This window comes from Pseudarthrobacter sp. efr-133-R2A-89 (assembly GCF_030209315.1).
Lineage (GTDB): Bacteria > Actinomycetota > Actinomycetes > Actinomycetales > Micrococcaceae > Arthrobacter.
Genome location: NZ_JARVSE010000001.1, coordinates 190,716 through 214,544 on the forward strand (window position 1 = coordinate 190,716; position 23,829 = coordinate 214,544).

Consider the following 23,829-nt stretch of genomic DNA (forward strand, 5'->3'; position numbering starts at 1 on the left):
GATTTTCTCAATTCCACTTGAACCAACGGATGGCTGCGGCCCCGGCGATGACGGTCCAGAGCAGCAGGATGAGGGCGGCGCCGCCATTGACGGCCCCGCCCAGGAAAGCGGCACGCATGGATTCGCCGAGCGCGCCGGAGGGCAGGAAGTGGATGACAGCCTGGGCTGCGGCAGGCAGCCGTTCGGCGGGGATGACGATGCCGCCCATCGCGCCCAAGAGGATCCACAGCAGGTTGGTGATGGCCAGGGTCGCTTCCGGCCGCACCGTTCCGGCCACCAGCAGCCCCAGTGACGTGAAGGCTGCGGCGCCAAGCGCCAGCAGTCCCAGGCCGGGAAGCCAGCCGGCCGCCGTCGGCTGCCAGCCCAGGGCGAGCGCCACCAAGCCCACCACAACCACCTGCAGGCAGAGGACGGCCAGGACGGAAAGGACCTTGCCGGCGATCAGGCCGCCGCGGCCCAGCGGCGTGGTGGACAGGAACCGCAGGACTCCGTACCGGCGGTCGAACCCGGTGGCGATGCCCTGGCCGGTGAAGGCGGTGGACATCGCGCAGAGGGCCAGGATGCCGGGGACCGCCACGTTCACGCGGCTGGAGCCCATGCCGTCCAGGAAAGGGGTCACCGTCAGGCCAACAAGGGCAAGGAGCGGAAGCACCACTGCAAGGATCAGCTGCTCACCGTTCCGGAGCATCGTCAGTGCCTCGTATTTGCCCTGCAGCAGCACACGGCGAAGCAGGGGAGCGGGCTGCTGGTGCTCCTGCAGTGCTGCGGCGCTCATCGGATGTCCTTTCCCGAAATATCCAAAAAGACGTCTTCAAGGCTACGCGCCTGAAGGCTCATCGAGGCCGGCATGATGCCTTTCGCTTCCCACCACTGCGCCAGGGCGGCCAGATGGCGCGGTGTCAGGGTGCCGGTCACCGTGTAGCTCCCGGCGCGCGCTTCGGAGACGTCGACGCCGGCGGGCAGCACGGCGGCCACGTCCAGGCCGGCCGGTGCCTCGAAGACCAGGGTCCGGACGTGTTCGGCGCCCGGGTCCGCCACCGGGCTGCGCTGCAGCAGTTCCTGGACCGTTCCCTCTGCCACGTTGCGGCCGCCGTCAATGATGTAGACGTAATCGGCAAGGCGCTGGGCATCGTCCATCAGGTGGGTCGTGAGGATGATGCCCATGCCGCCATCGCGGAGTTCGGCAATCAGGTCGAACACCAGCTGGCGGGACTGTGGGTCCAGGCCGGCGCTTGGCTCGTCCAGGAACAGCACTTCGGGCCGCCCAATCAGGGCGGCGGCCAGGGCAAGGCGCTGCTTTTGGCCGCCGGACAGCCTGCGGACGCCGGTCCGGCTGAAGGTATCGATGCCCAGCCTGCCCACCAGGTCTTCCAGGGGCCAGGGGTTGGCGTAGAGGCCGGCGATGTGCCTCAGCAGCGGCAGGGGCCTTGCCGACGGCGGGAGCCCGCCATCCTGGAGCATGACGCCAACGCGGGCGCGGAGGCCGGCGCCGGCCGCCGCCGGGTCCTGGCCGAGCAGCGAGATGCTGCCGCCGCTGCGTTTCTGCAGGCCTTGGGCGCATTCGAGGGTGGTTGTCTTGCCGGCACCGTTGGCGCCCAGCAACGCGGTCACTTCCCCCCGCTCGGCGATGAGTGAAACGCCGCTCACCACCCGGAGCATCTTTCCGTCCAGGTTGGACAGGGGGCCTACGTCCTTGATGAGCCCGTTAATGGACAGGACAGGGGACTTGGGGGATCGCACGACAGTATTCTACGGGATGTAGTATTCAGTGCCGTCCTTGCTGCGGCTCCCGCCTCCGGCGCCGGGCGGCACTCCCGGGTGCCACGGGAAGCGCGCGGTCACATTCCGGCAGGAGCCAAGGTCAGCCTGCCCTTACTGGAGTCGTGGACTAAATTACGACATGATTGTGTTGTGTATTCCATGACCAATGCTGCTGCTACTGTGCCCTTGGCTGGGCCGGCTCCCGTGGCTGATGCAGACGAGCGTACCCGTGACCGGGTGCTCGCTGCCGTCCTGGAGCACGGACCCGTCAGCGCGGCCGAACTCGGAGACATGCTGGGATTCACCCCGGCGGCTGTCCGCCGGCACCTGGACCACCTCTCCCGTGCAGGCGTCATCGAAGTCAAAAGGGTGGCAAAGCCCGGCGCGGGTGCAGGCCGTCCCGCCCGACGCTACGTCCTGAGTTCACAGGGCCAATCGAGCCTGGGCAATGACTACCTGGACATTGCCGCCCTGGCGCTCCAGCAGCTGCAGAAGGTCGCCGGCCCGGACGCGGTGCGCGCCTTCGCGGAAGAACGCTTCGCGGACATGGAGCGGCGCTACGCACCCGAAATCGAGGAAGCAGGTCCGGACATCCGGGACCGCGCCACGGCACTTTCGGCCGCACTGAGCCGGGACAACTTCGTCGCTTCCGCCGCAGCCATCGAAGCGAAGGCGCCGCTGCCCGCCGCGCTGTCCAGCGTGCAGCTCTGCCAGGGGCACTGCCCCATCCAGCAGCTCGCCGCACGCTTCCCCGTCTTCTGCGACGTCGAAACCGAAGTGTTCTCAAGACTGGTGGGAGTGGACGTCCGCCGCCTCTCCACCCTGGCCCGCGGCGGCCACGTCTGCACCACCCACATTCCTACAGGCAGGCTGCCTGCCAAACCGGCCACCGTGCCGGCCGCAGCCCCCGCCGGCCTGGACGAAGTAATCAACCATCAGCAAGAAAGGCCGTGATGACGGACCAACTATCAGAGAAAGCAGTAGCCGAAAACACTGTGATCTCGGAGATTCTGGAAAAGAATCCCGAGCTCCACGGCATCGGCAACTACGAGTACGGCTGGGCTGACAAGAACGATGTCGGCGCCAATGCGCGCCGCGGGCTCAGCGAAGAGGTTGTCCGGGACATTTCGGCGAAGAAGAGCGAGCCGGAATGGATGCTTGACTTGCGCCTCAAGGGCCTGAAGTACTTCGACCGCAAGCCCATGCCCACCTGGGGCGCGGACCTGTCCGGCATCGACTTCGACAACATCAAGTACTTCGTACGGTCCACCGAGAAGCAGGCTGCCAGCTGGGATGACCTGCCCGAGGACATCAAGAACACCTACGACAAGCTGGGCATCCCCGAGGCCGAAAAGCAGCGCCTTGTTTCCGGTGTCGCCGCCCAGTACGAGTCCGAGGTTGTCTACCACCAGCTGCGCGAGGACCTCGAACGGCAGGGCGTCATCTTCCTGGACACCGATACTGCCCTGAAAGAGCACCCGGAGATCTTCCAGGAGTACTTCGGCACGGTTATCCCGGTGGGCGACAACAAGTTCGCCTCGCTGAACACCTCGGTCTGGTCCGGCGGCTCCTTCGTGTACGTGCCCAAGGGCGTCCACGTCGAGATCCCGCTGCAGGCCTACTTCCGCATCAACACGGAAAACATGGGCCAGTTCGAGCGAACGCTGATCATCGCCGACGAAGACTCCTACGTCCACTACATCGAAGGCTGCACCGCCCCGATCTACACCTCGGACTCGCTGCACTCCGCCGTCGTGGAGATTATCGTCAAGAAGGGCGCCCGCGTCCGCTACACCACCATCCAGAACTGGTCCAACAACGTCTACAACCTGGTGACCAAGCGCGCCATCTGCGAAGCCGGCGCCACCATGGAATGGATCGATGGCAACATCGGCTCCAAGGTCACCATGAAGTACCCGGCCGTCTACCTGGTGGGCGAGCACGCCAAGGGCGAAACCCTGTCCATCGCGTTTGCAGGCGAAGGACAGCACCAGGACACCGGTTCGAAGATGGTCCACATCGCGCCGAACACCAAGAGCTCCATCATCTCCAAATCCGTTGCCCGTGGTGGCGGCCGCGCCGCCTACCGCGGCCTGGTCCAGGTCCGGGAAGGTGCCAAGCACTCGGCCAACACCGTGCGCTGCGACGCGCTCCTGGTGGACACCATCTCCCGGTCTGACACCTACCCGTACATCGACATCCGCGAGGACGATGTCCAGCTGGGACACGAGGCAACTGTCTCCCGCGTCAGCGAGGAGCAGCTGTTCTACCTCATGTCCCGCGGGATGCGCGAGGACGAGGCCATGGCCATGATCGTGCGCGGCTTCATTGAGCCGATCGCCCGTGAACTGCCCATGGAATATGCCCTTGAGCTGAACCGCCTCATCGAACTCCAGATGGAAGGATCCGTCGGTTAATGACTGCCGAAGCTACTACTGAAAAGGCGCGCATCGGCGCACCGTCGATCGCCGGCTTCACCGAGGAGGGCGAACACCTCGTTGCCTCCAAAGTGGACCGCCACCACAGCCATGGCGTACAGGTCATGGCCTCCCGCGCCGAACGCCTCACCAGCCACAAGGTGGCCGATTTCGCGTTGCCGAACGGCCGCGAAGAGGAGTGGCGCTTCACTCCGGTGCGCGAACTGGCGAACCTGCTTTCCGACACGGCCGCGGAAGCCGGCGCCCTGGGCGTCTCCGTCGAAGCGCCCGAGGCTGTCCGCCAGGGTACCCTGCGCGCCGGTGAGGCCCCCCGCGGTGCCACCTTGGTCCCGGCCGACCGGGCCGCCGTCGTCGGCTCCGCCAACTCGGAAGAGGCCCAGTTCATCTCGATCCCGGCCAACACCGAACTGGACGCCCCCGTCCGGCTCGTCCTGACCGGCAACGGGGCGGGACTGCGCACCAACTCCCACCATGTGATCGAAGCCGGGGTGAACAGCCGTGCGGTGGTGATCATCGAACACGACGGTTCGGCCGACCACAACGGCAACGTGGAGATCCTGGTCCGCGAAGGCGCCCACCTCACTGTCGTTTCACTGCAGCTGTGGGGTGACGACGCCAAGCACCTGGCCCAGCACGACGCCGAGGTAGCCAAGGATGCGGTCTACAAGCACATTGCCGTCTCCCTCGGCGGGAAGATCGTGCGGATGAACTCCAACGTCCGCTTCGCCGGTGAAGGCGCCGAGGCCGAGCTCCTGGGCCTCTACTTCGCCGACGCGGGCCAGCATCTCGAGCACCGCTCCTTCGTGGACCACAACGTGGCCAACTGCAAGTCCAACGTCCTGTACAAGGGCGCGCTGCAGGGCAAGGGTGCGCACACGGTCTGGGTTGGCGACGTCCTCATCCAGAAGCAGGCCGAAGGCACCGACTCCTACGAGAAGAACCAGAACCTGGTCCTGACCGAGGGCTGCCGCGCGGACTCCGTTCCGAACCTCGAGATTGAAACCGGCCTGATCGAAGGCGCCGGCCACGCAAGTGCCACCGGCCGCTTCGACGACGAGCACCTGTTCTACCTGATGGCGCGCGGCATCCCCGAGGATGTTGCCCGCCGGCTGGTGGTGCGTGGCTTCCTGAACGAGATCATCCAGCAGATCAAGGTTCCGGCCCTCGAAGAGCGCCTGACCGAGGCTGTGGAACGCGAACTCACCGCAATCGACTACTAGGACGGACGGGCACGAACGCATGAACGGGACTCCCAAGGGCGAGCTGGTGTGCAGCGCCAATGACATCAAGGTCAAGCAGGCGCTGCGCGTCCTGGTGGACGGCTATCCTGTGGCTGTCGTCAGGGACTCGATGGGCGACATCCACGCCATCGGCGACACCTGCTCGCACGCGGACATCTCACTGTCCGAGGGCGACGTGGAAGGCTGCGCCATCGAGTGCTGGGGGCACGGCTCCCAGTTCGACCTGCGCAGCGGCCAGCCCCTCCAGCTCCCTGCCTACGATCCCGTGCCCGTCTTCGCCGTCGAACTCGATGGCGACGACGTCTACGTGGACGTCACCAACGTTTTGAACGGCGCGGCAGTAAACAACTACTGAGCGCCCGCAGCACCGGACTTACGAACGAAGAAGAAAGAAGAGCATGTCAACTCTTGAGATCAAGGACCTGCACGTCAGCATTGACACGGAGCAGGGCACCAAGGAGATCCTGAAGGGCGTCAGCCTGACCATCAGGACCGGCGAAACGCACGCCATCATGGGCCCCAACGGCTCCGGCAAGTCCACCCTGGCATCCACCATCGCCGGCCACCCCCGCTACACCGTGACCAGCGGCACCATCACCCTGGACGGCGAAGACGTCCTGGCCATGAGCGTCGACGAGCGCGCCCGCGCCGGCGTCTTCCTGGCCATGCAGTACCCGGTGGAGGTTCCCGGTGTCACCATGACCAACTTCCTCCGCACCGCCAAGACCGCCATTGACGGCCAGGCGCCGGCCCTGCGCACCTGGACCAAGGACGTCAAGGCCGCGATGGAGAAGCTGCGGATCGACGCCGACTTTGCCCAGCGCAACGTCAACGAAGGCTTCTCCGGCGGCGAGAAGAAGCGCGTGGAGATCCTGCAGCTGGAGCTCTTCAAGCCCAAGTTCGCCATCCTCGACGAGACAGACTCCGGCCTGGACGTTGACGCCCTCAAGATCGTCTCGGAGGGCGTCAACCGCGCCCACGCCGAAGGCAACATGGGCACCCTGCTGATCACCCACTACACGCGCATCCTGCGCTACATCAAGCCTGACTTCGTCCACGTGTTCGTGGACGGCCAGGTCGTCGAGGAAGGCGGCCCCGAACTGGCCGACCGCCTCGAGGAAGAGGGCTACGACCGTTACGCCACGGGCGCCGGTGCAGCCACCATCGCGGCTGCTGCCGCAGCACAGGCCTAGTAAGGACTTGTCATGACCGAAATCAAGCCGGGCCGAACGGCCCTGGAGGACGTCGAAGAGGCGCTCAAGGACGTCATCGACCCTGAGCTTGGCGTCAACGTGGTGGACCTGGGTCTGCTGTACGGCCTCAAGTACTCCGACGACGACGGCGCCCTGCTGATCGACATGACGCTGACCACTGCTGCCTGCCCGCTCACCGATGTACTCGAGGAGCAGGTGGGACAGGCCCTGGACGGCGTTGTGGACGACTGGCGCCTGAACTGGGTATGGATGCCGCCCTGGGGTCCCGAGCGGATCACCGACGACGGCAAGGACCAGATGCGGGCCCTCGGTTTCAACATCTAAATAGGTACCACGACGGCGGGCCACTTTCCCTTGGGAAGGCGGCCCGCCGTCGTCGTCCCCCCCCCGGGCCCCTAACCTCGCTTCGCTCGGCGAGGGAACCCTCCTACGCTACCTCCCCAAGCTCGTACGCTCGATTGGGGCCCCTCGGCAGCGTGGGCCCAGTTAAAGGGTGGCGGCGCTGAACGTGTCGCACTGCTTGATGTCCCCGGACTGGTAGCCGCGGGCAAACCAGCGCTGGCGTTCCTCACTGGACCCGTGCGTCCAGCCCTCGGGGGAGACCCGCCCCGTGGCGGCCTTCTGGATCCGGTCATCACCCACGGACGCGGCCGCCGAGAGGGCATCGTTGACATCCTGCTGGGTGAGCGGTTCCAGGTAAGGCTGGCCGGTGGCCGGGTCCGGTGTGCTGGAGGCGTACTTGGCCCACAATCCTGCGTAGCAGTCAGCCTGCAGCTCAGTCCGCACGGAACCGGATTCGGGTCCCTGCGGATCCTGCTGGGCACGCCCCAGATCACCCAGCAGGTTCTGGATGTGGTGGCCAAACTCGTGGGCCACCACGTATTCCTGCGCCAGCGGACCGCCGGAGGAGCCAAACCGGTCCACGAGCTCCTGGAAGAATCCGGGATCGAAGTACGCGGTGGTGTCGGTGGGGCAGTAGAACGGACCCACCTCCGAGGTCGCGGCGCCGCAAGCGGTGTTGGTGCCGCCCTTAAAGATCACCGCTTCAGGCCGGGGATACTGCACGTTGTACTTCTTCAGGTAGCCGGGCCAAAAGGCGTTGAGGCTGTTGACCGTACCGGTGATCCGGCAGTCGAGGCGGGCGTCCGCGTCCGCGCCGGTCTTACAGGCAGGCGCGGTGCCCTGGGATTGTCCGGCGGTCCCGCCGTCGGTCAACCCGCCAAGGAGGTTGGGGTTGATGCCCAGCAGCAGCGCAATGAGCAGCACTAAGCCGCCGCCAATCCCGCCCCCAACCTTGACCCCGGTGCCCATGCCCCGCCGGTCCTGGACCTGGGACGGATCCAGCTGCGCGTTGTCGTTGAAACTCATAACGTCACAATACCCGCGGCCCGGAGGCTCAATCCGTGCCTGCCGGTAAAGTTGGTCCGTGCCTTTCCTGAACAAGATCCAGCACTGGGCGGAGCAGCGGCCGCACCACACCGCCGTCGTGGTCGCCGGGCGCCGGCTGGACTGGGCTGAGTTGCGGGATGCTGCCGAATCGCTGGTGGCGGAGACAAAGTCGGTAACCACCCTCTGCGAGGCCAATTCCGTGCAGTTCGCGGTGAGGTTCGCGGCAGCTGTGGCCGGCAGCCGGCAATGCGCGGTCCTTGATCCTTCATGGCCCGCCGCCCTGCAGGAGGACATTGTCCGCCGGGTTGAGGCGTGCGCGGTTCCTGCCCAGGTGGACCCGGACGACGCCTTGGCCGACGGGCCGCCGGCCACCGGATTCCTCATTGGCCTGACCTCGGGAACCACTTCAGTCCCCAAGGCTTTTACCCGGTCCAGGCAGTCCTGGCAGCAGTCCTTTGACGCGTCCATCGAGTTCTTTGGCTTGCGCCAGGATGACGTGACCCTGGCTCCCGGCCCGTTGGCGGCCAGCCTGAACCTGTATGCCCTGGCCGAGTGCCTGTATACCGGTTCCGAGTTCCAAACGTTGGAGTCGTTCGACGTCGGCGACGTCCACGCGGCCATTACGCACGACCGGGTTACCCGGCTGGTGCTGGTGCCCACCATGCTGCGGATGCTCAGTGAACGCGGCATGACCGGATGCGTTGACGCATCGGGGATCCGGACCATCATCTGTGCCGGTTCCAAACTCGATGCCAGGACCCTTGAAGCCGCCCGGCGCTGGGCGCCCAACGCCACGATTTACGAGTACTACGGCGCGTCCGAGCTCAGTTTCGTCTCCGGACTCGGACTGGCAGCCGGGCAGGCCGGAACTCCGGGCGGGACCGGCATTGGCCGGCCTTTTCCAGGCGTCGAGGTCAGCATCAGGGATGATGCCGGCACCGTTGTAGCGGAAGGCAGTTACGGCAATATCTGCGTGCGCAGCGGCATGGTCAGCAACGGCTACTTGTGGGGAGACGACGGCGAGGCCCTGCGCTCGTTCGGGAGCTGGTTCACGGTGGGGGACCAGGGCTATCTGGCGGACGGGGAGCTGCACATCCTGGGCCGGCGTGCGGACATGATCCTCACCGCCGGGCGGAACGTCTACCCGCACGAGGTTGAACTGGCGTTGGCCGCTGTTCCAGGGGTGGCCGCAGCGGTGGCTGCCGGCATGCCGGACGACCTGCGCGGCCAGCGCGTGGTGGCCGGGGTGGTCCCGTCCCAGGGCGGAATCACCGCCACCCAGCTGCGGACCGGGCTGGAGGAGATCCTGGCCAGGGACAAACGGCCGCTGCAGTACTACCTCCTGCCCGAACTCCCCACCACGGACCGGGGCAAGGTCAGCCGCAGCCTGCTGCTGGAATGGATCAACGCCAGGGACCCGCGGGTGCGCAGCCTTGGTGGCTGAGGATCTCCCGGCGGAACGGCAACCGGTCATCATCGCCGCCCTCCGGACACCGGTCTGTCGGATCAACGGGCCTTTGCGGGCCCTGCGCTCCCATGAACTCCTGGCACCGGTCTTGCGGGAACTGGTCGTCCAGGCCGCCCTGGAGCCCTCCTCCGTTGACGACGTGGTGATCGGCAACGCCGTGGGGGGCGGCGGAAACGTGGCCCGACTTGCCCTGCTGGAAGCCGGGCTGCCGGTCACCGTTCCTGGGCTCACCGTGGACCGGCAGTGCGGTTCGGGCCTGGACGCCATTGTCCTCGCCGCTCGGCTGGTGGCCGGCGGCGGCAACCAGGTGTACCTTGCCGGCGGAGTGGAAAGCACCAGCACGGCGCCGTTGCGTGCGCACCGGAACGACGACGGCGGTCCGGAGTTCTACCATCGCGCCCAGTTTGTGCCGCACAGCTTCGGCGATCCGGAGATGGGCGTGGCCGCCGAGACGGTGGCGCAGGAATACGGTGTCGGCCGCGACCGGCAGGATGCGTTTGCGCTGGCCAGCCACCGGAAAGCCCTTGCAGCAGGGCGCGACGGGACCTATGAGGGCGAAATCGTGGCACTGTCCACCCCGGGAGGCGCCGTCGCCACCGATGACGGACCGCGGGCGGGCCTCACCCCGGCAATCATGGCGCGGTTCCCTGCCGCCTTCGTCGCCGGGGGCACCGTCACCGCCGGGAACTCCTGCTTCGACGCGGACGCAGCGTCCGCCGTCGTGATGACCTCGCTGCAGCGTGCACGCGAACTGGGCGCCCGTGACGCGCTGCTGGTGCGCGGTACCCACACCGCCGGGGTTGCTCCGGGGGTTCTGGGGATCGGTGCCGCGAGCGCGGCCCGGCATGTGCTGGCCGGGGCCGGTGTCGCGGCCGGGGACCTGGACCTCGTGGAATTCAACGAAGCGTTCGCCTCGCAAACGCTCGCATGCCTCGATGAGCTGGGGATCGACCCGGCGGGGGTGAACCTGGATGGCGGTGCTTTGGCCCTGGGGCACGCCTACGGGGCCTCGGGGGCGGTCCTGGTGACCCGGCTGTTCGCGCAGGCACGGAAGACGGACGTCGACGGCACCCTGGCGATGGCGATGATCAGCATGGCGGGCGGCATGGGAACGGCCGCGCTCCTGGAGTACCGGCGCCTGGGCTGCTGAGCCGGGTTTTAGCGTGCCCCGTCAGTCCTCGGCCTCGCCTAGGCCGCGGGCGGCGAGCGCTTCCCCCGTTTGCCGTGCGTAGGCCACGGAGGTGATGAACACCGGCAGGACCAGGGCCCGCGGATTGCGTTCCAGGCCCCTGGCCCGCGCGGAGTCCCGCACGTCAGCGAATGTTCCGGCGATGTACGGGATGCTGCGGAGCATGATGCCGATGGTCAGGGCGAAACGCTCAGGGTCGGCGCCGAACCTTTCGAAGGGCCGTGCCAGCCGGACGACGCCGTCGAGCAGCTGCTGCACGGGAGTGGTGGCGGTGAGCAGGGACGCAGCAACGACGCACACCAGGATGTTCAGGACAATCCGTGCGCCGGTGGGTGCACCCAGCTGCCACCCTTGGAAGAGCCCCACTACCAGGAGCACGGGGACCAGTGGCCGGACAGCACCCCATAGCCTCTTCCCCCCGGCGCCTGCCAACAGGAAGAGTCCACACAGAACTGCCAGGACCGCAGCAGAGGCGGCCCAGTCCACGATGACGAAGGATGCCAGGCCGCAGCCAACCACGAGCAAGAACTTCAGCGCCAGCGGTGACCGGTGGAGGTACGAGGTCCCCGGCACATAATCGGCCAGGAGGAATCCGTGGCCGCTCATGGCGTGTCCGTCGCGGTGTTGATCCTGTCCAGCCCGTCCAGGCACCAGGAGCGGTAGGCCGCCACAGCGTCGGCCGGGGCGCCATCGAAGGCCACACGCCCCTGTTCGATGACCAGCACCCGGTCCATTTCCAGGGCCAGGTCCAGGTCGTGGGTGGACATGATGATCTGCTGGTCCAGGCCCGCAAGGGTCCTCCGGAGCAGCTCGCGGTTGCGCAGGTCCAGCAGTGTTGACGGTTCGTCCAGGACCAGGACCTTGGGGTCGACGGCGAGGACGGCGGCGAGGGCCATCAGTTGCCGTTCGCCGCCGGAGAGTTCGTAGATGCTTTGGTCTGCCAGCGGCAGGAGGCCGAGCCGCGCCAGGGCAGCCTCGGCCCGGCTGCGCCGCTCGGCTCCGTTCTTCACCGAGCGGCGCAGCGACAGCTCCACGTCTTCCCGCCCGGTGGGCATGACCAGTTGGGAGAGCGGGTCGGTGAAGACAAAACCGACGTTCCGCCTGACTTTGCGCACGGCACGTGCTGTGTCGTCGCCGTCGACCGCCACCGTGCCCGTGGTGGGCTGGACCAGCCCGTTGACCAGCCGCAGCAGCGTGGACTTGCCGGAGCCGTTGGCGCCAATGACGCCCACGCGTGGTTCGTCCAGCCGGAGGTTAACGTCACCAAGGAGGACCTTGGGCTGCGGGGAGTCCTCTTGTTCGACCGAAACGGTTACCTGGTCGAAAGTCACGGTGGACATGGCGCGCAGTCCTACGCCTTTGCAGGGGTGGGGGCCTGCCGCCGCACCCGGCGGACCAGGACGTCGGGGAAGGCGCGGTGCAGCGCGACGGCGATGGCTGCTGCAAGGATGTTCTTGATGATGTCCCCGGGGTAGAAGACAAGGTCGCCCAGGAAGGCCTGTTCCAGGGTTGCCTTGGAGTTCAGGGCGATGCCCAGGATGCCCAGGGTGTGGACCACCACAACGCTGGTGGCCGTGGCGGCGAGGAAGAACCAGAGGGCACGGGCCTTGCGGGTGCGTTTGATGATGATGGCGGCCAGCCAGCCCACCACGCCCGCGGCGATGGGGAAAGCGATGATGTAGCCGGCTGAGGGACCGGCAAGGATGCCCAGGCCGCTGCGGCCCTGGCTGAAGATGGGCAGGCCGGCGAGCCCCAGGAGGGTGTAGAGCCCGACGGCGGCAAGTCCGCGGGCCGGTCCGAGCACCAGGCCGGTGAGCATCACGGCCAGGGTCTGGAAGGTAATGGGGACGCCAAAACCGTTCAGGGCCAACCCCGGCACGAGTGCTGCACCGGCGACGAGGGCGGCGAAGACGGCGATCAGCCCCAGGTCGGTGCCGTTCCAGCGGCGGCGCCCGGTCGGTTGGCTGTTCGGTGTGGTGGTGCGGGTGTTGCTCATGGCGGTCCTGTCGGGGTTGTACAAGCGGAATCTAATGTACCGCCGACGTTACCGGGGTGGAACGGTGCCCATTTTGTAGGGGGTCTACTAAGCCGGGTGCGGGCTGCGTTGGGCTGGGCACAATTGTCCTCTCTAGAAGCCTCTTCCGGTCCACCTGGGCATTCAGGGTTTTGCGGTGGCTATTTTCGACCGTACCCGGACGAGGGGTGCGTTGGGATCCTGCGGTTGGGGTATGGCCTCCAGCGCGAACTGGTCAATGACGCCGGGCCGGAAGATGAGGCACTCGGTTGAGCCGCCGAACTGGAAGTACCCCAGTTCATCGCCTTTATCCACGTGGTGCCCCGGCACGATGTCCTTGCCGATGATGCAGGAGGACACTTCGATCATGCCCACGGGGACGAAGGCCATCAGGCCGATGGCTGGGTCGTCGGCCTCGATCAGGATGATGGCCCGTGCCGCCACGTGGGCAAGGTAGGACTGCGAGAATCTAGAGTCGACAGCATCTGCGCCTTCCGACTCCGCTTCAGAGAAGTAGGTGCCGTCCTTCAAATAAGCCCGTACGATCGTCCCGGCAACCGGCGCATGCCAACGGTGGTAGTTCAGGGCGCTAAGGAACGCCTGGTAGACCGTTCCGCCGACGAACTGATCTACCGCTTCGTCCCGGGCAAGCAGGTCATCGAGGGAGTAAGGCTGGTTCTTCACCCAGAACCGCCCTTGGCGTTGAACGTCGGAGCTGATCTTGTACGGGGTGGATTCGCAGGCGCTGACGATGACCTTGCTGTCGTCCGGGGCCGCAACGGGTCTCGACGTTGAGGTGAGGCGGCGGGAAAAGAAGTCGTTCCACGACGTGAAGCCCCAGTGGTCTGCGAGGGGATCATGTTCGTAGTCCTGTATGCCAACGGCGCGCTGGGCCTTCTCTGACATCCACCCGGAGGGTGAGTCGTTCAGCACGTACAGCGAGTCCGGACTGGTGAGGAACACACACCAAGCATCAAGGACCTTCCGGAACATGGCGACGATCCTGGGGTCGCGGTGCGCGGCAAAGCCGGCCTCGGTTCCCATGGTCCAATCCAGGATTGCCGTCAGTGGGGTGGTGACCATGCCGCCCTCGCTGAACTCCGGGGCCATTGTCAGGACCTCGTTGATGAGCCTCAGCATCTGGTCGACGCTTGTGAGGTGCCGTTTGCGGTACGGCTTGGATTTCGGAACCTGTTCAATCATTTCGGTCATATAGAGGCGGACCACCGGATCGCTGGCGATCAGTTCCTGGAATTCGACGATCACCGGGTGGAGGGGCACGTCTTCCCCGCGCGCTTCTACTCGTTCCCGGTGGCCGGCAATCCAGTCCTCGAGTTCGTCCTGTCCGGGCAGCCAGCCCCCAGGACGCCGAATACCTTCAGATGCAGTTTCAGGGGTCATATCGCAGAGCCTACTCCCGTAGGTTGTGAAAATTGCGAGCCCCGTCCCTTCGAGCAGGTGCCCGTAAGCTGATCGCTTACCGGACGCCATGGCTCCCCGAGAATCGAGGTCGGGCTGCGAGTCCAGGGGTCAGCTGAGCTGGGCGAGTAAGCGACCCTCGACGCGTTCCATGACCCCAAGGAACGTAGTTTCGTTGCCGTAGGCGCGGGTGAGGATGAGTCCGCCCTGGATCACGGCAACGGCATCGAGCGCGTTCTCACGGGCGTCCCCGGGAGTGAGCCCGCCGCTCTGAAGGAGCGCGGCCAATGCGTCCACCCAGTCCGCAAAGTATGTCTTGACCTCGCCGGCGAACGTCGCCTTCTCCTCACCGAGCGTCATGGCGGCGAACAGGCAGACATTCTCGCGGGAGATGAAGTAGTTAGCGACCGCCTTCGTCATCGCGGAGACCGCTTCAGCGGCGTCAGCCGCGGAACGAAGGGGCGCGAAAACCTCATCCTCGAACCAGTCCTTCACCTGGTCAAGAACCGCCCTGGCCATGTCCGTCTTGCCATCAGGGAAGAAATGGTACAAGCTGCCGCGACCGATCCCGGCCTCCTGCTGGATGACAGACAGGGAGCTGCCCTCAAACCCCCGCCGGCGGAAAACACCGGCGAGGGCGCGAACGGCGTCCGGGCGTTCAAGAAGGGTGCGTGGCATTAGAGTCCGAGTTCGCTAAGGCCAGGGTGATCTGCCGGCCGGGGGCCTGCGGTGTCCCAGAAGAACTTACGCTCTGACTCGTCAATGGCGAGGTCGTTAATGCTCGCGTGACGGTGCGTCATAAGTCCTTCCTTGTCGAAGTGCCAGTTCTCGTTGCCGTAAGCGCGGAACCACTGGCCCGTGGAGTCATGGTACTCGTACGCGAAGCGGACTGCGATGACGTCGTCGGTGTAGGCCCACAGCTCTTTGATGAGCCGGTAGTCGAGCTCGCGCTCCCATTTGTCGGAGAGGAACTCGATGATGGCGGCGCGACCCTGAACGAACGTCGAGCGATTGCGCCACCAGCTGTCCTTGCTGTACGCGAGGGAAATGCGCTCGGGGTCCCGGCTGTTCCAGCCATCCTCGGCGGCACGGACCTTCTGCACGGCGGACTCTTCTGTGTAGGGAGGAAAGGGGGGATGAGACATGATGGGCTCCTTCAAGACTTTAGTTGTACCGTTTAGTACAATGTGTACTAAACGGTACAGAATGTGGGCAATCGCCGTCAACTCACAACAGCAGCGCCTCGAGCTCCGGAAGCCGGCCGAACAGGTCAGGGAGGCCTCGCAGCCCGTCGCGCACCGCCTCGTGCGACAGCGCGAGGTCAGGACCGGTGCCAGCCTCGACGCCGGCGAGGCACCGGAGGATGTTCCATCTCGTGTGCCCCAGCCAACCGCCGATCAGGTAAACAAACCAGCTCGGACCTGGCGCCGGCAGCGCGCCGCCGCCGGCAACATAGCCGTCGAGAACCGAGCGGAAAATGGCGGGCTTGATGTCGTCGAAGCCGGGTCCCTTAGCGAGGCCCAGCGCGGTCGAGCCAAGCTCACCGGACAGATCGAGCATCCCCGAGAGCTCCCAATCGAGCACCACCGGCCGGCCCTCCCGGGCGAGGAGGTTCCATGGTTGGATGTCCCGGTGGGTGAGTACGACGGGGCCCGGCCGTTCGCAGGTGTCGACGAAACGGGCGATCGCGAGGAACGTCCCGGCGCGAGAAGCGAGCTCGTCGGCCCACGGTTGTCCGGTGGCCGACGCCCGTGCTGCGAGCTCGGACCAGTCCCGCGATGCCGGGTCCTCGACCGGCACCCGTGAAAAGGCGACGTCGAGTGCGTGGATGCGCGCCAGGATCCCGCCGACCTCAAACGCGAACGCCGCCGACACCGGCGCTTCGGGCACCTTCTCGCCGTCGACCCACCGGTGGACGAGCGTGGAGTGGCCGGCCGAGATCGGCTCCGGCATGGGAATGCCGGCAGCGAAGGCTGCCAGCTCAAACCTGAACACATCCTCGACCCGATAGGGCTGCCGTCGGTCAGCGAGGTTCAACTCCTTCACCGCGAACGATCCCCGGTCGGTGTCGAGTCGGTACATCCGGTTGGCATAGCCGCCGTGGACGCGGATCATCGGCCCGATCGGAGCGCCGAGATGCGAAAGGTTCACCCACTCATTCTAGGAACTGGCAGTTCCTCCCGGTCCGGCGGCCCGCGAACAACAGCCGGCCGGACACCGGTGGAACCCGCAGCAGGCCACCGGCAAAATCAGACCTTAGCCGGAGCCGCCTGCTTGGTACCCTGTGCCGTATGCCCATCAAACTTGAAAACGTCGGCATCGCCGTCGGCGATCTGGAAGCAACAATCGCGTTCTTCACCGACCTCGGCCTCACCGTCCTGGGCCGGGACACGGTCAGCGGCGACTGGGCAGACACGGCTGTGGGCCTGGACGGCAACCACGCCAAAATAGCCCTCCTCCAAACGCCGGACGGCAACGGCCGCCTCGAACTGTTCGAATACATCCACCCCGATGCAATTCCCACCGAGCCCACCCTGCCCAACGAGATCGGCATGCATCGTGTGGCCTTCTCCGTCGACAGCATTGATGATGCCCTGGCCATTGCGGCCAGGCACGGCTGCCACCCGCTGCGCGGCGTCGCAACGTATGGCGACGTCTACAAACTCTCCTACGTGCGTGGCCCCAGCGGCATCATTGTGATGTTCGCCGAGGCACTCCAGAAGGGCTGAGGACGCGGGGCGGCCTGCAATATACTCCGAACATGCCCATCACGCACCCTGCCCCAAATCCCCACTGCTCCGATAACCCGCTGCGCGGAGGCCGGCTGTGAGCGGCGGCCTCGTCGCCCTGCTCGATGACGTGGCAGCGCTGGCCCGGATCGCGGCGGCCTCTGTGGACGATGTCGCGGCCGGCGCTGCAAAGGCAGGGGCCAAGGCCGCGGGAGTGGTCATCGACGACGCCGCCGTCACCCCGCAGTACGTCTCCGGTGCGGATCCCGCCCGCGAACTGCCAATGATCAAGAAGATTTTCTGGGGCTCCATTCGCAACAAGCTCCTGATCATCCTCCCGGCCCTCCTGCTCGTCAGCGCGTTCGTTCCCGGGATCATCCCGTTCATCCTCATGCTTGGCGGTACCTACCTCTGCTATGAGGGAGCGGAGAAGGTCTGGCACAAGTTCCGCGGCGGCCATCACGACGCCGGGGAAGCTCCGGCCGTGGAGCGCGGGCACGATGCCGAGGCAAAAGTGGTCAAGGGCGCCATCACCACCGACTTCATCCTGTCCTGCGAAATCATGGTCATCTCCATGAATGAGGTGGCAACGGAATCCATTTGGGTCCGGGCGTTCATTCTGGTGCTGGTGGCGTTTGCCATCACAGTGCTGGTTTACGGTGCGGTGGCCCTCATCGTCAAAATGGACGATATCGGGCTGCACCTGATGGCCAAGGACTCGGCACGTTCCAAGCGCATCGGTGAACTGCTCGTCAGGGGAATGCCGGGGGTCCTGGCGGCCATCACCTTCGTCGGCACGATTGCCATGCTGTGGGTCGGCGGACACATCATGCTGCAGGGGGCCCACGATCTCGGCTGGCACGCCCCCTACGACCTTGTCCACGCCCTGGAGCACCCGGTGGCATCCGTTCCCGCCGTCGGTGGCCTCCTCGCGTGGCTCGTGAACACTTTGTGCTCGGCGGTGCTGGGACTTGCCTGGGGCCTGGTGGTCCTGGCCGTCGTGGGCCCGCTGATGAAAGTGCTGCCGTTTGGCAAGGCGAAAGAAGCCAAGGACGGTCATGACACGGCCGGCAGCCGGCTGCCGGAGAATCACCAGGGCTGACGCCTCCGCGCGGCAAACGACGGCCTCCGCTAGAACGCGTAGCGGATCCGGCAGTAGGGCGCTATGTCGGCGATGAGCGTCGAGAGTTGCCGCACGTAACCTGTCTTTGCCCGCGCGCGGTACCTGACGTTGCTGAAGCCGTTCAATGAGACTTTGGCTTCCTGCAGGCCGGGACGCCACAGCACTTCCTCTGCCTGCGGGTGCCAGCCCAGGTTGACGTTGTGCAGCTGCTCATTGTGGGTGAGGAAGATGACCTCCGCCGCCAGCTGGGCTTTGGCTTCGGGGGTCAGGGTTGCGTTGAGTTGGCGCAGCAGTTGTTCCCAGTCGGCAAGCCAGGTATCCGTGATGATGACCGGGGAAAAATTCACGTGTACTTCGTAACCGGCTGCAACAAAGTCGTTGATGGCGGCCATCCTTTCGGCCACCGGCGATGTGCGGACGTCGATGGACTTCGCCAGGTCCGCGGGCATCAATGAAAAGCGGATCCTGGTATGGCCGCCATGGTCCCATGCGAGCATCGCGGGGTTGACGAATTTCGTGGCGAAGGACAGCTTGGCGTTGGGCAGTTCGCGGAACAACCCGACCAGTTCTTCCACGTTGTCGCTGATCAGGGCATCCACCGAGCAGTCGCTGTTTTCACCGATGTCGTAAACCCAGAGCTCCTGGTCGCACTGGTTGGGCTCCAGTTTTATCCCCTGGCGGGTGGCGTGCCGTTCGATGGCTCCGGCGATCTGCCCGATGTTCGCGAACACGGTGACCGGGTTGCTGTAGCCCTTGTGGCGGGGAACGTAGCAGTAGGCGCACGCCATGGCGCACCCGTTGGCGGTAGACGGAGCGATGAAGTCCGCCGAACGCCCGTTGGGCTTGACGGCCAGCGACTTCTTCACGCCGAGGACCAGCGCCTCCGTCTTGATCCGCGACCAGCGCGGGACGTTCGTTTCGTCACCGTGCACGTCCGGAATGTTCCAGTGGTTCTCCACCAGCACGACGTCGGCATCCGGCCAGCGTGCCACGATCTCCTGGCCACGGGGCAGCTCCAAAGCTTCAGGCTGCGCGTAGATGCGCCGGACCTGGAGGAGACGGTCAAATTCCATGCACCCCATTGTCCATTGGAGCGGGAAGCCGGCATCCGCACGCCACAGCCGGTGCCCCCGCCGAAAGTCCAGGAGCCCTGACGTTGAAATTGCGGCGGCCCGCTGGACGGTAGACTGGACTGTGCCGTTCTCCGGCCGTTTACCGCCCCGCCCAACCACAGACGCTCCGGGCCGCGGCTTATCCCTGTTTGTGAAAGGCCTTACCTGCTGTGATTACTGTCCAGGATCTTGAACTGCGTGCCGGCGCCCGGCTCCTCATGGACCAGGTGAGCTTCCGCATCGACAAAGGGGACAAGATCGGCCTGGTGGGCCGGAACGGGGCCGGCAAGACCACGTTGACCCGCGTCCTTGCGGGGGAGGGTCTTCCGGCTGCCGGCAAGGTCACCCGGAGCGGCGAAATCGGCTACCTTCCCCAGGATCCGCGGACCCCTGACATGGAACAGCTGGCCCGGGACCGGATCCTCTCTGCGCGTGGCCTCGATATCGTCGTCGGCAAACTCCGCAAGGCGCACGATGAGATGGCCAGCGAGGACGCCGATATCCAGCGGAAGGCCATGAACCGCTACGACCGGCTGGAATCGGAGTTCCTGGCCGCGGGCGGCTACGCGGCCGAGGCTGAAGCGGCGTCGATCTGTTCCAACCTGGCCCTCCCTGACCGCTTGCTGAACCAGCCGCTGAAGACGCTCTCCGGCGGACAGCGGCGCCGCGTGGAGCTGGCCCGCATCCTGTACTCCGACGCCGAGACGATGCTCCTGGACGAGCCCACCAACCACCTCGACGCCGACTCCATCGCCTGGCTGCGTGACTTCCTGAAGAACCACCAAGGCGGCCTGATCGTCATCAGCCACGACACGGACCTGCTGGAAGCCACCGTCAACAAGGTGTTCCTGCTGGACGCCAACCGCGCCCAGATCGACTTCTACAACATGGACTGGAAGCGCTACCTGCAGCAGCGCGAAACGGATGAGCGCGCCCGCAAGCGTGAACGCGCCAACGCCGAAAAGAAGGCCCAGGTCCTCATGGACCAGGCCAACAAGATGCGGGCCAAGGCCACCAAGGCCGTCGCCGCGCAGAACATGGCAAAGCGTGCCGAACGGCTGCTCAGCGGCTTGGAAGCGGTTCGCGAGCAGGACCGCGTGGCAGCGTTGCGTTTCCCCGATCCGTCGCCCTGCGGCAAGACCCCCCTCACCGCGGACGGGCTCAGCAAATCCTACGGTTCGCTGGAAATCTTCACCGACGTGGATCTGGCGATCGACCGCGGCTCCAAGGTGGTCATCCTGGGGCTTAACGGCGCCGGCAAGACCACCCTGCTGCGCATGCTCGCCGGCGTGGACGCGCCGGACACCGGCGAGGTCATCCCGGGCCACGGGCTCAAGGTGGGCTACTACGCCCAGGAACACGAAACCCTGGACCACGACCGCACCGTGCTTGAGAACATGCGTTCCTCCGCGCCGGACATGAAGGACGCGGAGGTCCGCGGCATCCTGGGCTCGTTCCTGTTCTCGGGAGACGACGTCGACAAGCCCGCCGGCGTTCTCTCCGGCGGTGAGAAGACCCGCCTGGCCCTGGCCACCATCGTGGCTTCCAGCGCCAACGTCCTGCTCCTCGATGAGCCCACCAACAACCTGGACCCCGCCAGCCGCGCCGAAATCCTGGGCGCCCTGCGGAACTACACCGGCGCCGTCGTCCTGGTCAGCCACGACGAGGGCGCGGTGGAGGCCCTCAACCCCGAACGCGTCGTCATGCTCCCGGACGGCGTGGAGGACCTCTGGAACGAGGACTACCTGGACCTGATCACCCTGGCCTAGCGGACGGACAGCTCCCGGGCCGCGGTCATGCGGAGCAGCTGCTGGTAAGTGATGCTGAACATGGAGTTATGGTCGCCTGCTCCGGCCCAGAGGACTTCGTGCGCCTGGAGGCTTGAATCCAGGAGGGTCTTGATGGGCGCGGGGTGGCCCACCGGTGCCACGCCGCCCACCTGCTGGCCCGTGTGCTCCAGGACGAAGTCGGGGGAGGCGCGGCGGATCCTGCCGTGACCCAGCTGCCCGGACACCAGCTTCGTGTCCACCCGCGCCGCCCCGCTGGCGAGGATCAGCAGGGGCCGGCCGTCCAGCTCAAAGACCAGGCTGTTGGTAATGGCCGCAACGTCGCACCCCAGTGCTTCCGCCGCCGCCAGGGCGGTGGGGACGCCGGCAGCAAAAGTCCGCACCGTATCCGGTAGCCCCGCTCCAACCAGCGCCGAGCGCACCAAGGCGACCGGGCCGGCGTCATACCCGCTCATTCTCAGAACCCCTGCGCGTCCAGGAGGGCGTCTTCTTCTTCCTCGGCCGTCGCCTTGGAGCGCTTGCGCGCTGGTGCCGGCCGACGGCGGGCGGCCGGGACGGCGGAGTGGACGGCCCCTTCGGCGGGCGCCTCCTCATCCTCGGCGTCTATCGCGGCGTTGCGCGCCTGTTGCCGCGCCGCATAGCCGAAGCCGACGAACATGAGCACGCCGAACGCGAACCACTGCAGGGAGTAGGACAGATGCGTCCCCTCGTCAGTTGACGGTTTGGGGAAGGCCACAGGCATATCGGCAACGGCCGGGGTTTCCGAGGCCAGCTGGCCGTACGCCCCCGTGAACACCGGATAGCCCAGCTGGGCCGCATAGGTTTGCAGGTCGATGGACGCCAGCTGTCCCGTGGGGGCTCCCCGCTGCAGCTCGGGTTCGCCGTGCTTCAAGCGCACGACGGCGGTCACCTCACCGGCCGGGGGCGCCGGCACCGAATCCGGGCTTCCGGGATTCTTGTTTCCGATGGGCAGCCAACCCCGGTCGATCACGACGGTTTCGCCGCTGTCCAGCCGGAACGGGACAACAACCTCGTAGCCCGGTTGGCCGTTGAGGGGCCGGTTCCTCACCACGCGCTGGCCGGCAGCATCGTAGGTTCCCTTGAGCTCAACCTGGGTCCATTCCTTGGCCGGGTCCAGCTGCGCGAACTGGTCCTTCGCCTGGGAGAACGGGATGGGCGTTGCCGAATAGTTGTTGACGACCCGGTTGATTTCGGCCAGGGTTTCAGCGCGGCGGTCCATTTGCCAGCGGCCCAGGAAGACGCACGCAGTGGCAAAGATGGCGGCCAGCAGGAGGTAGCCCAGCCACTTGCTGGAGAAGAGGAAGCGGTACATTCAGATGTCCTGCTCCAGGGGGCCAAGGTCTGCCTGCAGGGGAAGGGTTTCCTTCCAGAGTCCCCGCGTTTGCAGATAGTCCTCAAGCCATTCGCGGTGCTCGGCGCAGGCCAGCCAGGTCTTCCGCCGCTCGGGAGCATGGATCTTGGGGTTGTTCCAGAGGAGCTGCCAGGACGCTTCGGACCTGCAGGCCTTCCGCGAGCAGAGCGCCGCCGCCTCCGATGCCATGTCCGATCCTGCTGCGAAATCGAAAAGGCTCATGGCGCCTGCCGCTCCTCTCCCAGTTCCTCGTCGTCTGTTACCAGTTCACCCTGGAGCACCGCGCTCCCTGCTTCTTCGTCCTCGGCCGGGGGAGCCGGGCTCTCGAGCTCCGCCAAGGGCGCGGAATCGATCAGCAGGTCGCTGTGCCCTTCGGCCTTGTCATTGCCGTTGGCTATGACCACCGCCACCCAGGGCAGGAACACCGCGCCGGTCACCGCAATGATCTTGAACCAGCCGTCCACCACGAAAATCATGACCAGGCAAACCATGCGGATGCCCATTGCCAGGGCGTACTTGATCATCCGCTGGCGCATATCCTCCGAGTGCGCTCCAGCAGCTTCCGTAATGCTGTGTACCTCGGTATCGCCGGAGAACCGGCCCGGTTCTCCGGGCGCGGAATGTCCCGCATGGTTTTCAAGGGTCACGGTGAATAATCACGCTCCAAAGGCTTCCCTCAATTCTCGCACCATCGGCAGTGCTGCCCAAACCCGTACCGGGCCTGCCGCTAAGATCGGAGGCAGCCCAAACCACTCACTGCAACCGCGGCCCAGCCTGCCGCAGAAAACCGGAGCCCTCTATGACTGAAGCAGTTTCCGCAGCCCGCAGCGTCCTGATCACCGGCGGAAACCGCGGTATCGGCCTGGCCATCGCACAGGCATTCCTGGCCAACGGCGACAAAGTGGCCGTCACCTACCGCAGTGAATCGCAGCTGCCGGAGGGAATCCTCGGCGTCAAGGCCGACGTGACCGACGAGGCTTCCGTGGACGCAGCCTTCAAGGAAGTGGAAGCCGCCCACGGCCCCGTCGAAGTCCTGGTGGCCAACGCCGGCATCACCAAGGACACCTTGCTGCTGCGCATGAGCGAGGACGACTTCACCTCCGTCATCGACACCAACCTCACCGGCGCGTTCCGCGTCATCAAGCGCGCGTCCAAAGGGATGATCCGGCTCCGCAAGGGCCGTGTCGTCCTGATCTCCTCGGTGTCCGGCCTCTACGGCGCTCCCGGCCAGATCAACTACTCCGCGTCCAAAGCCGGACTGGTGGGCATCGCCCGGTCCCTCACCCGCGAACTTGGTTCACGCGGCATCACCGCCAACGTGGTCGCCCCCGGGTTCATCAATACCGACATGACCGCCGAACTCCCCGAAGCAACCCAGAAGGACTACCTGGCCAGCATCCCGGCCGGCCGTTTCGCCGAAGCGTCAGAGGTTGCCAACGTGGTCCGCTGGATCGCCAGCGACGAAGCCGCCTACATCTCCGGTGCCGTCATCCCGGTGGACGGCGGCCTGGGCATGGGGCACTGACCGGTCCCGCCCACGGCCCTGCAGCGAACTAGGCCGGCGGCGCTTATT

The 23,829-nt window shown here is 65.9% G+C and carries 27 protein-coding genes; 12 read left to right on the forward strand and 15 right to left on the reverse strand.

What is annotated here, in order from left to right; translation table 11 throughout:
- Positions 1-7 precede the first annotated feature (7 nt).
- Complete coding sequence (locus QRM95_RS00840) at positions 8-775, reverse strand: ABC transporter permease (protein ID WP_133831525.1); 768 nt, start codon at positions 773-775, stop codon at positions 8-10.
- Positions 772-1,740 carry an ABC transporter ATP-binding protein gene (locus tag QRM95_RS00845; protein ID WP_285246036.1) on the reverse strand — a complete coding sequence of 323 codons (969 nt, stop codon included), beginning with the start codon at positions 1,738-1,740 and terminating at the stop codon, positions 772-774. The genes QRM95_RS00840 and QRM95_RS00845 overlap by 4 nt, the downstream gene beginning before the upstream one ends.
- Positions 1,741-1,920: 180 nt before the next feature.
- Here QRM95_RS00845 and QRM95_RS00850 point away from each other — a divergent pair, with 180 nt between their 5' ends.
- The 6 genes from QRM95_RS00850 to QRM95_RS00875 are packed head-to-tail and all read left to right on the forward strand — an operon-like array spanning position 1,921 to position 6,978.
- Positions 1,921-2,715, forward strand: a complete 795-nt coding sequence (locus QRM95_RS00850) for a helix-turn-helix transcriptional regulator (RefSeq protein WP_285246330.1) — start codon at positions 1,921-1,923, stop codon at positions 2,713-2,715.
- Positions 2,715-4,178: a Fe-S cluster assembly protein SufB gene (sufB, locus tag QRM95_RS00855; protein WP_285246037.1), complete on the forward strand. Its 1,464-nt coding sequence runs from the start codon at positions 2,715-2,717 to the stop codon at positions 4,176-4,178. Before QRM95_RS00850 ends, sufB begins: the two co-directional genes overlap by 1 nt.
- Entirely contained in the window at positions 4,178-5,419 is a 1,242-nt protein-coding gene (gene sufD / locus QRM95_RS00860; RefSeq protein WP_109044624.1) for a Fe-S cluster assembly protein SufD, read from the forward strand. The genes sufB and sufD overlap by 1 nt, the downstream gene beginning before the upstream one ends.
- Before the next feature lie 19 nt (positions 5,420-5,438).
- Entirely contained in the window at positions 5,439-5,795 is a 357-nt protein-coding gene (locus tag QRM95_RS00865) for a non-heme iron oxygenase ferredoxin subunit (RefSeq protein ID WP_285246038.1), read from the forward strand.
- Between the two features lie 43 nt (positions 5,796-5,838).
- Complete coding sequence (gene sufC, locus QRM95_RS00870; RefSeq protein ID WP_285246039.1) at positions 5,839-6,633, forward strand: Fe-S cluster assembly ATPase SufC; 795 nt, start codon at positions 5,839-5,841, stop codon at positions 6,631-6,633.
- A gap of 12 nt (positions 6,634-6,645) precedes the next feature.
- Positions 6,646-6,978, forward strand: a complete 333-nt coding sequence (locus tag QRM95_RS00875; protein ID WP_018761278.1) for a metal-sulfur cluster assembly factor — start codon at positions 6,646-6,648, stop codon at positions 6,976-6,978.
- Between the two features lie 162 nt (positions 6,979-7,140).
- Here QRM95_RS00875 and ypfJ read toward each other — a convergent pair whose 3' ends face one another.
- Positions 7,141-8,022, reverse strand: a complete 882-nt coding sequence (gene ypfJ, locus QRM95_RS00880; protein ID WP_285246040.1) for a KPN_02809 family neutral zinc metallopeptidase — start codon at positions 8,020-8,022, stop codon at positions 7,141-7,143.
- A 58-nt stretch (positions 8,023-8,080) separates the two neighbouring features.
- Here ypfJ and QRM95_RS00885 point away from each other — a divergent pair, with 58 nt between their 5' ends.
- Both QRM95_RS00885 and QRM95_RS00890 read left to right on the forward strand, forming a co-directional pair.
- Positions 8,081-9,487, forward strand: a complete 1,407-nt coding sequence (locus tag QRM95_RS00885; protein ID WP_285246041.1) for a class I adenylate-forming enzyme family protein — start codon at positions 8,081-8,083, stop codon at positions 9,485-9,487.
- Entirely contained in the window at positions 9,477-10,661 is a 1,185-nt protein-coding gene (locus tag QRM95_RS00890; protein ID WP_285246042.1) for a thiolase family protein, read from the forward strand. The genes QRM95_RS00885 and QRM95_RS00890 overlap by 11 nt, the downstream gene beginning before the upstream one ends.
- A 21-nt stretch (positions 10,662-10,682) precedes the next feature.
- Here the strand turns inward: QRM95_RS00890 and QRM95_RS00895 are convergent, their stop codons facing one another.
- The 7 genes from QRM95_RS00895 to QRM95_RS00925 all read right to left on the reverse strand — a co-directional run bounded on the left by QRM95_RS00895 (position 10,683) and on the right by QRM95_RS00925 (position 16,284).
- Positions 10,683-11,306: an energy-coupling factor transporter transmembrane component T family protein gene (locus QRM95_RS00895; protein ID WP_285246043.1), complete on the reverse strand. Its 624-nt coding sequence runs from the start codon at positions 11,304-11,306 to the stop codon at positions 10,683-10,685.
- On the reverse strand, positions 11,303-12,040 hold the full coding sequence (locus QRM95_RS00900) for an energy-coupling factor ABC transporter ATP-binding protein (RefSeq protein WP_285246044.1): 738 nt from the start codon (positions 12,038-12,040) through the stop codon (positions 11,303-11,305). The genes QRM95_RS00895 and QRM95_RS00900 overlap by 4 nt, the downstream gene beginning before the upstream one ends.
- Before the next feature lie 11 nt (positions 12,041-12,051).
- Positions 12,052-12,696 (reverse strand): biotin transporter BioY, encoded by a 645-nt coding sequence (locus QRM95_RS00905; protein ID WP_285246045.1) that lies wholly within the window; start codon positions 12,694-12,696, stop codon positions 12,052-12,054.
- 162 nt (positions 12,697-12,858) lie between these two features.
- Positions 12,859-14,115 (reverse strand): phosphatidylserine decarboxylase family protein, encoded by a 1,257-nt coding sequence (locus QRM95_RS00910; protein ID WP_285246046.1) that lies wholly within the window; start codon positions 14,113-14,115, stop codon positions 12,859-12,861.
- 129 nt (positions 14,116-14,244) lie between these two features.
- Complete coding sequence (locus QRM95_RS00915; RefSeq protein ID WP_285246047.1) at positions 14,245-14,811, reverse strand: TetR/AcrR family transcriptional regulator; 567 nt, start codon at positions 14,809-14,811, stop codon at positions 14,245-14,247.
- Positions 14,811-15,278 (reverse strand): nuclear transport factor 2 family protein, encoded by a 468-nt coding sequence (locus tag QRM95_RS00920; protein ID WP_285246048.1) that lies wholly within the window; start codon positions 15,276-15,278, stop codon positions 14,811-14,813. Before QRM95_RS00920 ends, QRM95_RS00915 begins: the two co-directional genes overlap by 1 nt.
- Positions 15,279-15,360: 82 nt before the next feature.
- A complete protein-coding gene (locus QRM95_RS00925; protein ID WP_285246049.1) occupies positions 15,361-16,284 on the reverse strand; it encodes a phosphotransferase family protein in 924 nt (307 codons plus the stop codon).
- A gap of 140 nt (positions 16,285-16,424) precedes the next feature.
- Between QRM95_RS00925 and QRM95_RS00930 the strand changes: the two genes are divergently transcribed.
- Both QRM95_RS00930 and QRM95_RS00935 read left to right on the forward strand, forming a co-directional pair.
- Entirely contained in the window at positions 16,425-16,862 is a 438-nt protein-coding gene (locus QRM95_RS00930; protein ID WP_285246050.1) for a VOC family protein, read from the forward strand.
- Positions 16,863-16,959: 97 nt separating this feature from the next.
- Positions 16,960-17,964, forward strand: a complete 1,005-nt coding sequence (locus QRM95_RS00935) for a DUF808 domain-containing protein (RefSeq protein ID WP_285246051.1) — start codon at positions 16,960-16,962, stop codon at positions 17,962-17,964.
- Positions 17,965-17,993: 29 nt separating this feature from the next.
- Here QRM95_RS00935 and QRM95_RS00940 read toward each other — a convergent pair whose 3' ends face one another.
- A complete protein-coding gene (locus tag QRM95_RS00940; RefSeq protein WP_285246052.1) occupies positions 17,994-19,058 on the reverse strand; it encodes a spore photoproduct lyase family protein in 1,065 nt (354 codons plus the stop codon).
- Between the two features lie 209 nt (positions 19,059-19,267).
- Between QRM95_RS00940 and QRM95_RS00945 the strand changes: the two genes are divergently transcribed.
- Positions 19,268-20,866 (forward strand): ABC-F family ATP-binding cassette domain-containing protein, encoded by a 1,599-nt coding sequence (locus tag QRM95_RS00945; protein WP_285246053.1) that lies wholly within the window; start codon positions 19,268-19,270, stop codon positions 20,864-20,866.
- On the opposite strand, the gene QRM95_RS00950 is transcribed toward QRM95_RS00945, so the two are convergent.
- The 4 genes from QRM95_RS00950 to QRM95_RS00965 are packed head-to-tail and all read right to left on the reverse strand — an operon-like array spanning position 20,863 to position 22,903.
- Entirely contained in the window at positions 20,863-21,339 is a 477-nt protein-coding gene (locus tag QRM95_RS00950) for a YbaK/EbsC family protein (RefSeq protein WP_285246054.1), read from the reverse strand. The genes QRM95_RS00945 and QRM95_RS00950 overlap by 4 nt on opposite strands.
- Positions 21,340-21,341: 2 nt before the next feature.
- Complete coding sequence (locus tag QRM95_RS00955) at positions 21,342-22,217, reverse strand: SURF1 family cytochrome oxidase biogenesis protein (RefSeq protein WP_285246055.1); 876 nt, start codon at positions 22,215-22,217, stop codon at positions 21,342-21,344.
- Entirely contained in the window at positions 22,218-22,478 is a 261-nt protein-coding gene (locus QRM95_RS00960) for a hypothetical protein (protein WP_285246056.1), read from the reverse strand. It lies immediately after the preceding gene.
- Positions 22,475-22,903, reverse strand: coding sequence for a DUF3099 domain-containing protein (locus QRM95_RS00965; protein WP_285246057.1), 429 nt, complete (start codon positions 22,901-22,903; stop codon positions 22,475-22,477). The genes QRM95_RS00960 and QRM95_RS00965 overlap by 4 nt, the downstream gene beginning before the upstream one ends.
- Before the next feature lie 152 nt (positions 22,904-23,055).
- Between QRM95_RS00965 and QRM95_RS00970 the strand changes: the two genes are divergently transcribed.
- A complete protein-coding gene (locus QRM95_RS00970; RefSeq protein WP_109044611.1) occupies positions 23,056-23,781 on the forward strand; it encodes a beta-ketoacyl-ACP reductase in 726 nt (241 codons plus the stop codon).
- The last annotated feature ends 48 nt before the right edge of the window (positions 23,782-23,829 follow it).

Coding starts and splice junctions, on each gene's coding strand:
- QRM95_RS00920 (WP_285246048.1), bottom strand. CDS start 15,278: ATGTCTCATCCCCCCTTTCCTCCCTACACAGAAGAGTCCGCCGTGCAG.
- sufD (WP_109044624.1), top strand. CDS start 4,178: ATGACTGCCGAAGCTACTACTGAAAAGGCGCGCATCGGCGCACCGTCG.
- QRM95_RS00910 (WP_285246046.1), bottom strand. CDS start 14,115: ATGACCCCTGAAACTGCATCTGAAGGTATTCGGCGTCCTGGGGGCTGG.
- QRM95_RS00900 (WP_285246044.1), bottom strand. CDS start 12,040: ATGTCCACCGTGACTTTCGACCAGGTAACCGTTTCGGTCGAACAAGAG.
- QRM95_RS00875 (WP_018761278.1), top strand. CDS start 6,646: ATGACCGAAATCAAGCCGGGCCGAACGGCCCTGGAGGACGTCGAAGAG.
- QRM95_RS00905 (WP_285246045.1), bottom strand. CDS start 12,696: ATGAGCAACACCCGCACCACCACACCGAACAGCCAACCGACCGGGCGC.
- QRM95_RS00960 (WP_285246056.1), bottom strand. CDS start 22,478: ATGAGCCTTTTCGATTTCGCAGCAGGATCGGACATGGCATCGGAGGCG.
- sufB (WP_285246037.1), top strand. CDS start 2,715: ATGACGGACCAACTATCAGAGAAAGCAGTAGCCGAAAACACTGTGATC.
- QRM95_RS00970 (WP_109044611.1), top strand. CDS start 23,056: ATGACTGAAGCAGTTTCCGCAGCCCGCAGCGTCCTGATCACCGGCGGA.
- QRM95_RS00840 (WP_133831525.1), bottom strand. CDS start 775: ATGAGCGCCGCAGCACTGCAGGAGCACCAGCAGCCCGCTCCCCTGCTT.
- QRM95_RS00865 (WP_285246038.1), top strand. CDS start 5,439: ATGAACGGGACTCCCAAGGGCGAGCTGGTGTGCAGCGCCAATGACATC.
- QRM95_RS00915 (WP_285246047.1), bottom strand. CDS start 14,811: ATGCCACGCACCCTTCTTGAACGCCCGGACGCCGTTCGCGCCCTCGCC.
- QRM95_RS00895 (WP_285246043.1), bottom strand. CDS start 11,306: ATGAGCGGCCACGGATTCCTCCTGGCCGATTATGTGCCGGGGACCTCG.
- QRM95_RS00950 (WP_285246054.1), bottom strand. CDS start 21,339: ATGAGCGGGTATGACGCCGGCCCGGTCGCCTTGGTGCGCTCGGCGCTG.
- QRM95_RS00955 (WP_285246055.1), bottom strand. CDS start 22,217: ATGTACCGCTTCCTCTTCTCCAGCAAGTGGCTGGGCTACCTCCTGCTG.
- QRM95_RS00850 (WP_285246330.1), top strand. CDS start 1,921: ATGACCAATGCTGCTGCTACTGTGCCCTTGGCTGGGCCGGCTCCCGTG.
- QRM95_RS00940 (WP_285246052.1), bottom strand. CDS start 19,058: ATGGAATTTGACCGTCTCCTCCAGGTCCGGCGCATCTACGCGCAGCCT.
- sufC (WP_285246039.1), top strand. CDS start 5,839: ATGTCAACTCTTGAGATCAAGGACCTGCACGTCAGCATTGACACGGAG.
- QRM95_RS00930 (WP_285246050.1), top strand. CDS start 16,425: ATGCCCATCAAACTTGAAAACGTCGGCATCGCCGTCGGCGATCTGGAA.
- ypfJ (WP_285246040.1), bottom strand. CDS start 8,022: ATGAGTTTCAACGACAACGCGCAGCTGGATCCGTCCCAGGTCCAGGAC.